We start from the raw sequence: 8,316 nt of genomic DNA on the forward strand, positions 1-8,316 counted from the left end.
GAGTTCCCCACCTCGGCGGAACCCCAGGTCACCGGTGCGCAGCCAGCCGTCGGATGTGAACGGGTCGGTCTCGCTGCCCTCCGGGCGCGCGATCTGACGATCGTCGCGCGCTCTTTGGCCCTCTAGATAACCAGACGTCACCGAGTCCCCACGGATCTCGATCTCGCCGACCCGGTGGTCATCGGCGGACACACCGGTGCCCGCGGCGTCGGCGATCCGCACCTGCACGCCCCGTACGGGTTGGCCCACGCCGACGATGCCCCGGGCCTGGGAGTGCCCACGTGCCACCTCGTGGGCCGACGCCGCATTGGCCAGCCGGTCGCGGTCAACCCAGACCGACACCGGCGCCCGGCCGAGCGCGGGGAACGTGACTGCCAGGGTCGCCTCGGCCATACCGTAGACCGGGAACATTGTTTCGGGCGCGAAGCCGGCCGGTGCGAAGCGCTCAAGGAAACGCTCGATCGAGGAGACCGCGATCGGTTCGGCACCGTTGAAGGCGATCCGCCAGCGCCGCATGTTCAGTCGGGCCGCGTCATCCGCGGACACGGCCGCGGTCAGTTGGTCGTAGCCGAAGCTCGGGGCGCTGGAGATCGTGGCTTCGCAGGCGAGGAACTCGTCCAGCCACCGCGCCGGATCCTTCACGAACGAGGTCGGCGACCACACCGTCATGGGTATCCCGCGCATGATCGCGCACAGGGTGGCAAAGAGTCCCATGTCGTGGAAGAGCGGCAACCAGATACCGCCGCTGTCGCCCGGGCCGAGCTCGATGCCCTCGCTGATCGCCTCGATACCCGCGAGCGCGTTGCCGTGGGTGAGCTGCACCCCCTTGGGCGCCGCCGTGCTCCCGGAGGTGAACTGCACGATCGCCAGGTCCGTCGGCGCCACCGTGGGTAGCCTTCCCAGCGAGGTCGCGCCACAGCGCAGCTCCTCGGCGCAGACGAACGTGGTCTCGCCCATGGCCTCGCTGAAACGACCGGCCAGGGCCCGGAACCGGGACGAGACCACCACGCGACGCATCCCTGCGACCGATGAGATCCGTGCCAGCCGGTTCGCGTGCCCGCGCAGGTCCCGGGCTGCGTTGGGTAGCGGCAACGGGCACGCGGCTGCACCGGTCCGGGTGATGGCGAACAGGGCCTGCAGGAACTCGGGCGCGTTCTGACTGAAGATACCGACCCGACTGCCGGGCCCGACACCGTCTTCGGTCAGTGCGCGGGCCATCGACCGCGACGACTCCGCGAGGTCGTGCAGCGAAATCGTCGCCGGCTCGGACGGGAAGGAGATGGGCGTGTCAGGGCGGTACGCGGCCATCTGGTCAAGTGCTTCGTGCAACGTGCCGGCGAGCATGCGGTCTCTCCCTGCCTCATGAAGGTCGACCTGGCGAACACCGTCATCATCCGAAATTTTTTGTCGATGGTACGAGTATTGTCAATACTTGTCTTCCGGTTGTATTGATCTATTCGAAATGGCAATCGACCGTAGGTGGACGCGCATGCCGTCGGCGATTATTCCAATGACTTTTGTGGTCGCTTTGCGGTCCGTTCACCGAGCGGACGGCGGGTCCTGTTCGAATTCGCAAAAGCGTACCGCCCGCTCCCACCGGTCTGACCACCACATCAGCTCCGGGTGGTGCCGCCGAGCCCGCCCGATCCCAGCCGATCCCGGCCGGGATCGGCGACCGCCGGTCAGGGCTGTGACCGGCCCGACGACGTAGCCGGGATTTCTACCCGGTTCAGCTCGCGGCGATTGGTCCTCGCAATCGTGCGTGTGGCAGCTGCTGGTTGCCAAATCCATGATTGACCAGCACCATCGCTGGAACGAGTGAATTTTACGTTCAGAAAGTGCGGCGTTAATTTCGGCATTTCAAAAGATCGGATGTCTCTCCAATGCATCTCACGGTCCTCGGCTGTCGCTCTGGAATGCCAGCCGGCGGTCAGAGCAGTTCAGGCTACATGGTGAGCACGGAAGGTGCCAGAATACTGCTGGACTGCGGTCCGGGAGTTGCCCTGGCGCTCAGTGCGATCGGCCATCCGAAGATGCTGGACGCGGTTGTGATCAGTCATTTTCACTCGGATCACTGCTATGATCTGTTGCCCATTGGAAAGGCTCTTCTGAGCGGGCGCGCCCGGTATGGACACCACCTGGAGAACCTACCGGATGCCGATGATGACATCGAGCGTCCACCGATTCCACTGTACGTGCCGACCGGCGGTCGGGCGACTCTGGACAAGCTTGCGAAACTGTTTCCGGTAGCGACCATTCCCATGTTGGACAAGGCTTTCGACATCGCCTTCGACGTACGGGAGTACACCGCCGGTGAGGTGTTCAAGGCAGGTGACTGCGAAATCAGCATGCACGGCCTGCGGCACGCCGTTCCCAACTGTGGAGTCCGGGTGGACGGCCCGGCGGGAACGCTCGCCTACACCGGGGACACGGGCCGGACCGATGCGTTGATTCCGCTGGCCAGGGACGTCGACCTGCTGCTCGCCGAAGCCACTCTGGAGGTCACCGACGACGGACCGCACGGTCACCTCAGCGCCACCGATGCCGGTGAGGCCGCAGCCACCGCCGACGTCGCCCAGCTCGTGCTCACCCACTTCATCTCTGGCGACCCGGGCTGGCTGCAGGCCAGACAGGCCGATGCCAGCCGCGTCTTCGGCGGGCCGGTGCACCTTGCCGCACCGGCCGCGCGGTTCGACGTCCAGGCCTCCTGACCGGTTCCCGAACTTAGAGCGCCCGGCAATAGGGGACGCGGCGTCGCGGGGCTGGGGCACGCACCTCGCCACGTTGTCGTCGGTCGACACCCAACACCAGGGTGCCTTCCTCCTCCGCCTCGCGATCTACGTGCCCCAGCCCCGCTCCTTCATCCACGCCCCTATTGCCGGGCGCTCTTAGGTCGCATCCGTGGGGCGTATCAGCATGCACGTGCTGGTTCCGTGGGCTATCAGCCTGCCGGCGGGGTCGAGCACGCGTGCCTCCGCGAGCGCGGTGCGCTTCCCGATGTTGATCGTCCGGCCTTCGCAGGTGAGCTGATCGGCGTCAAGTTTCACCGGACGAATAAAGTTGACCTTGAGCTCGAGTGTGGTGTAAAGGACTCCATCGGCGAGCTCGGTGAAGATCGCGCTTCCCATGGCGGTGTCCATGAGGGTCGCCAGAACACCGCCGTGCACGGTGTATATGGCGTTGGCCGTAGCCGGTGAGGGTGTGAGTGTGTACACCGTCCGGCCCTTCTCCACCGACTCGAGTGTTATACCCAGTGAGTGGCCGACCCCGATCCCGGCCGCCATTCCGTGCGCCAGCAGTTCCCGCAGTTCGCGTATACGGTTCAGCGCCGGGTATTCCTCTTTCGCACCGTTCACCTGCACGGGTTCTGCCTCCTTCGGATCGACTCCGGCCGGCTGTCCATTCTCACCGGATTGTACGAGGGAATCGTTGAGCCGGGACTCCGCGACGATGGCCGGGTGGTGAACAAACCAGCGATCTCATAGATGATCTTGCTGGACAAGCTGTCGATCACCAATCTGTACCTGGGGGGCAATCCGACGGTCTGGTTACGCCCGGGGATCCCGCACGACGGCTATCTGGGTGAGTTCCTCATGCGGACGAAGGGAATGATCCGTTCGGGCGTGTGACCGGCCCCCGCTGGTGTCGTCTCTGCTGCGCGAGCACGTCGCTCGCGCAGCACAATGGCGGTCAGCATGGCGCCGGCAAGTGCACCGGCGGCGGCGACGGTGAAGGTGCGGTACATCGAGGTGACGATGTTGCTTCGCTGGGGTGAGAGGAGACCGGCGAGAGCCACTCCGAAGACGGCTCCGAACTGCCGGAAGGTGTTCATGGTGCCGGCCGCGGTGCCGGCCAGATCAGCTGGTACCGCAGCCATCATCGCCTGGATCGCGACCACGCCGCTGGACAACGGAATACCGACACCAATCAGGACCAGTGCCCATCCATAGCTGAAGTAGCCGTTCCCCGTCTCCACCAGGGTGAGCCCGCCGAGTCCGAGCGTCACCAGGAGCAGGCCCAGGACCATGGTGGTGCGCGTGCCCAGGCGGCGGACCACGCCGGCGGCGCTCACCGCGCCAATGCCGAGGAAGCCGGTGAGTGCCAGGAACCGCACACCCGTTTCCAGGGGTGATAGGTGCAGGGAGTCCTGCAGGTACAGGGTGAGCAGGAACAGCACGGCATACAGACCGAACAGCCCGAGGAAGTTCACGGCGCATGCCACGGCCACGGCGGGGATCCGCAGCAGGCGTGGCGGCAGCATCGGTTGCCGGCAGCGGAGCTCCCACAGCGCGAAGAATGCCAAGGCGACGATACTGGCGCATGCGAGGCCGACGGTCATCGGCGAATGCCACCCGTAACCGCCTCCTTCGATCATCACGACCGTCAGCGCCCCAGTTCCGAGGATGAACAGCAGCTGCCCGACTGCATCCACCCGGCGGGTCGGTACGCGACCGGCGTCACCTCCGCCGGGTACGGTCTGGCCGGTTCCCGGCAGCGCTCCAGGGACTACGGCCTCCGGCGATGCGACAGAACCATGATCGCATCGCCTTTGGCCCTCTAGGGACCATGCCAGGCCCGCAAGTGCCGTGGCGCCAATCGGAAGGTTGATCCAGAACAGGCTCTCCCACCCGGCTGTCTGGACGAGCAGCCCACCTACGAGGGGCCCGAGTGCCAGCGCCACGCCTGCGGTGCCACCCCACACGCCGATGGCGCGACTCCGTTGTCTCGCGTCCGCGAAGAGCGCCGAGGTCACCGCCAGCGACAGGGGGACGACAGCAGCGGCGAACACGCCCTGGCCTGCGCGCGCAGCGATCAGCGCCGGCGGATTCGGGGCGAGTGCGCAGGCAACGGAGCATGCGCTGAATCCAGCGGTTCCAGCAAGCAGGACCGCCTTGCGGCCAAAACGATCACCAAGGGACCCTGCGGTGAGCAGCAGGCCCGCGAAGCCGAGAGTGTAGGCGTCCAGAAGCCACTGGGCGGCGGTCACCCCGGCGTGGAGGTCCGCGCGGATCGCCGGCACCGCTACCGGGGTGATACTGGTGTCCAGGTAGACCATGAAGGTCGCGACGCACACGAGCGCCAATCGGAACAACGGGCGCTCGCGGTTCACCGATAAAGCGGACATTTTATTTGATATCATGAAAAAACCTCTCTACCGGTGTCGGTCTCAGGATAGATACGACATGCTGGCGAGGTGCCGCGAAGTCCTGAATACGTTCGGGCGATCAGTCTCTCGTCGGGTGATGAAGAATGGTGTGCGTTCGTTCTGTCAGTGTAATCCAGAAGGGTGCGCCAAGGCACCGTATCTTGCCGGGCGGTAAACGTCGTGACAACGTTTCGATAACTATCTGTGAGGCGATTTCCGAGTGTCGGCCGTCATTGTTGATTGGTTTCGGCAATCGAACGATGAGAATGTCGAATTGGGGTTGACATTATCGTGACCGTTTCACACCCTTTGACGGTAGCCGCCCGCCGTATCTGATCACGCCTGCGTGTCTCCCGAGTGACCGTGATCGCGCCGCGCAGACCTGCGCAACGGCGTATGTTAATGAATCGTTCAGGAGAAGCACATTGTCAGCGCCGACCAGTTCTTCAAGAATTAAAACCGACCTTCGGAACAGACACTGACATCGGAAGTCGTCGCCGCGAGTAGGTGGTTGAGATGCAGCAGTACAAGTCCGGAGAGGGCGTCGTGCTTCCCGCTGACCGGGGCCTGTCCTTACTGGTAGATGAAGGCGTCCGGATGAACCCGGACCGCTGCGTGCTCAGTCGGAAGACCGCTGCCGGTTGGCAGGATTTCACCTGCCGGCAGTTCGCCGGGTACATCCAGGCCGTTGCCAAGGTGCTGTTGTCCCACGGCGTCGCGCACGGCGACCGCGTGGCCGTGCTGGGCCGAACCAGCTATGAGTGGGCGGTCGTCGATTTCGCGGTGCTCAGTATTGGTGCGGTCACGGTTCCGATCTACCCGACGGCTTCGGAACTGCAGATGCGGCATGTACTCACCGATTCCGGAGCAAGCTGGTGTTTTGTCGAGACCGAGGCCCAGCAGGCCCAGCTCCGTCAGATCGGCGGTAGTGGCCTGCGGGCCGATGTCTGGCTGCTGGAGACGGTCGAGGCCTGGCACGACGGCGATCAGGACGGGCCGTCAGCACTCCGGGGACTGCGGTCTCCGGGCGCGCCCTTTGACCCTCTAGACGCCGAGTACGACGATCGTCGTGGCAGGGTGCGTGCCGACGACCTTGCGACAATTGTGTACACCAGTGGTACCACCGGGGTACCCAAGGGATGCATGCTCACCCATCGCAACATGTACGCGTCCTCGGCCAACACGGTCGAGCACACCGGGCAATTGTTCCGCAGCGTGCGGGGAGAGCAGGCGACGACCCTGCTGGGCCTGCCGCTCTCGCACGTCTTCGGTCGGACCATCCTCATCGCCTGCCTGTACGCCGGCACCCGGACGGGACTTCTGCCGGGCGTGCCGGAGCTGATCGCCGAGTTCCCGACGTTCCGGCCCACGTTCCTCGCGCTCGTCCCGTACGCGCTGGAAAAGATCCGCAAGCGGGTCCGTGAACCGGCGGCAGGCGGTGTCGGGGTGGTCGACGGGGCGGCCGAGCGGATCGCGATCGAATTCGGGCTCGCCAGGGCACGTGGGCTCGCGGGCCACGTGGATGCACAGCTGCGGGACGCCCACGCCGCGTTCGACGAGAAGATCTACAGCCGGGTGCGGGAGTCCTTCGGCGGTCGTTTCGAATATGTGATCTCCGGTGGCGCGTCGCTCGACGACACGACCGCGGCGTTCTACGGCGGCCTGGGGGTGGAGATCCTCAACTGCTATGGGCTGACCGAATCGGCCACGGCGGTGACGGTGAACGTCGCGGCCACCAACCGGATGGGCAGCGTCGGACGCCCGATTCCGGGCACCACGGTGGCGATCGCCGACGACGAGGAGCTGCTCGTCCGCGGCCGCAACGTCTCGCCGGGATACTGGCCCGGGTACTGGCCGCCGGCCCGTGAGCCAGCCGTGCAGCCAACGGAGGGTGATGCGGTCCAGGCTGGCGACGGCCCCTGGCTGCACACCGGTGATCTCGGTCGGCTTGACGAGGACGGCTTCCTCTACATCACCGGCCGTCGCAAGGAGATCCTGGTCACCAGCGGTGGCAAGAACGTTTCGCCGACGCCGCTGGAAGATCGCGTGCGCCTGCATCCACTGGTGAGCAACTGCATGGTGATCGGTGACGCACGCCCGTTCGTCAGCGCGCTGGTCACCGTTGACGGCGCGGCCCTCCAGACCTGGCTGGCGGGCCGGGAAACGGCACCGGACGACGACTCCTGGCGCCATGATCCCGATCTGGTCGCGGAGATTCAGATCGCGATCGACGATGCGAACAGCCTCGTCTCCCGGGCCGAGTCGATCCGGGCCTTCCGGGTGCTCGCGACCGACTTCACCCTGGACCGGGGGCATCTGACGCCTTCCATGAAACTGCGTCGGACGGTGATCGAGAGCGATTTCGCCGCGGACATCGCCGCGCTGTACGGGTGACCGCACCGCCGTTCCCGCTGACGTTTCCCGACCGTTACCGATGCACGGATCCATTGTGTCGACCAATCGGCCGATGGCGTATGGACACAGTTGTTGACCGCACTTCCGGCGGTTGTGGAAAATTAATACGTATTCGTGCCGGGGTGCCGTGGCGCCGCGGAGCTCGTCCGAGTTGACGACAGGAGCACATTTTATGTACGACGTTATCGTTGTTGGTGCGCGCTGCGCCGGTTCATCGTTGGCGATGCTCCTGGCCAGACGCGGTCATCGGGTCCTCGTCGTTGACAGATCAACCTTCCCGAGTGACACCATATCGACGCACTATATTCAGCAGACCGGCCTTGCACGACTCCGGGACTGGGGTCTGCTCGACAGCGTCGCGGCGACGGGCGTCCCGGCGATGAAGCACCTGACCCTGTCCTATACCGGCATCCATGTCGAGGGTTTCGCCGATCCGATCGAGGGCATCACCGAGGTCTATTCTCCTCGTCGCACGGTGCTGGACAAGATCCTGGTCGACGCGGCCCGCGCGGCCGGGGCGGAGGTCGTCGAGGGATTCACCGTCCAGAATGTGATCTTTGAAGACGGTCGCGCCGTCGGTATCCGTGGCCAGTTCGGCGACGAATCGGAGAAGGAATTTCGCGGCTCGTTCGTGGTCGGCGCGGACGGCCGGAACTCGACGGTCGCCGACCAGGTCGGCGCCGACTTCTACCGTGTCGTACCGGCTACCTGCTTCGTCTACTACTCGTATTTCGGCAATCTTGACTGGTCCTTCC

General features: G+C 65.1%; 6 protein-coding genes. 3 read left to right on the forward strand and 3 right to left on the reverse strand.

From position 1 onward, the window contains the following. The coding region (locus U9983_RS25110; protein ID WP_322756380.1) for an AMP-binding protein at window positions 1–1,344 on the reverse strand (1,344 nt) is incomplete at its 3' end. A 539-nt stretch (window positions 1,345–1,883) separates the two neighbouring features. Between U9983_RS25110 and U9983_RS25115 the strand changes: the two genes are divergently transcribed. Continuing rightward, the gene (locus U9983_RS25115) at window positions 1,884–2,711 is read left to right on the forward strand and encodes an MBL fold metallo-hydrolase (RefSeq protein WP_322750794.1); all 828 of its coding nucleotides are present in this window, start codon (window positions 1,884–1,886) and stop codon (window positions 2,709–2,711) included. Between the two features lie 177 nt (window positions 2,712–2,888). On the opposite strand, the gene U9983_RS25120 is transcribed toward U9983_RS25115, so the two are convergent. Both U9983_RS25120 and U9983_RS25125 read right to left on the reverse strand, forming a co-directional pair. Next, window positions 2,889–3,362 carry a PaaI family thioesterase gene (locus U9983_RS25120; RefSeq protein WP_322756381.1) on the reverse strand — a complete coding sequence of 158 codons (474 nt, stop codon included), beginning with the start codon at window positions 3,360–3,362 and terminating at the stop codon, window positions 2,889–2,891. 212 nt (window positions 3,363–3,574) lie between these two features. Then, window positions 3,575–5,110, reverse strand: coding sequence for an MFS transporter (locus U9983_RS25125; protein WP_322756382.1), 1,536 nt, complete (start codon window positions 5,108–5,110; stop codon window positions 3,575–3,577). A gap of 552 nt (window positions 5,111–5,662) precedes the next feature. Here U9983_RS25125 and U9983_RS25130 point away from each other — a divergent pair. Both U9983_RS25130 and U9983_RS25135 read left to right on the forward strand, forming a co-directional pair. Then, window positions 5,663–7,540, forward strand: a complete 1,878-nt coding sequence (locus U9983_RS25130) for a long-chain fatty acid--CoA ligase (RefSeq protein ID WP_322756383.1) — start codon at window positions 5,663–5,665, stop codon at window positions 7,538–7,540. 193 nt (window positions 7,541–7,733) lie between these two features. Beyond that, window positions 7,734–8,316 (forward strand): FAD-dependent oxidoreductase (locus U9983_RS25135; RefSeq protein WP_322756384.1); only part of this gene is annotated, 583 nt, incomplete at its 3' end.

The organism is Protofrankia sp. Cas3, assembly GCF_963555955.1.
Classification (GTDB): domain Bacteria; phylum Actinomycetota; class Actinomycetes; order Frankiales; family Frankiaceae; genus Protofrankia.